The organism is Microtetraspora sp. AC03309 (assembly GCF_020826795.1).
GTDB lineage: Bacteria > Actinomycetota > Actinomycetes > Streptosporangiales > Streptosporangiaceae > Microtetraspora > Microtetraspora glauca.
In genome coordinates this window covers 1-476 of sequence record NZ_JADDIL010000477.1, presented here as the reverse complement: position 1 = coordinate 476, position 476 = coordinate 1, and the positions used below count along the sequence as shown (strand labels likewise).

Below are 476 nucleotides of genomic sequence, written 5' to 3'. Positions count from 1 at the left end.
CCTGGGCCTCTGACCCGGAGACCAACTACCGCATCGGCTTCGTCCCGCAGGGCATCGGCGCCGACCTGATCGCCACCATCGAGGGCTTCTCCCGCGAGGACGTCGACGCCTACGCGGCGCGGTCGCAGGAGCGCGCGGCGGCAGCCTGGTCCGGCGGCTACTTCGCCAAGTCGGTCGTCCCGGTCAAGGATCAGAACGGCCTCGTGGTCCTCGATCACGACGAGCACATGCGTCCCGGCACCACCGCGGCTGACCTCGGCAAGCTCAAGTCCGCGTTCGAGGGTCTGGGCGCGATGGGTGGCTTCGACGACGTGGCGCTGCAGAAGTACCACTACGTCGAGAAGATCAACCACGTACACACCGGCGGCAACAGCTCGGGCATCGTCGACGGCGCCGGCCTGCTGCTCATCGGTAGCGAGAAAGCCGGGCAGAGCCAGGGTCTGACCCCGCGCGCCCGCATCGTGGCCACCGCCACC

At 69.1% G+C, this 476-nt stretch carries 1 pseudogene; it reads left to right on the top strand.

The annotated features are described in order from the left end of the window. Window positions 1–476 (top strand): annotated as a pseudogene (locus tag IMZ11_RS43925) (acetyl-CoA C-acyltransferase); the annotation flags it as partial.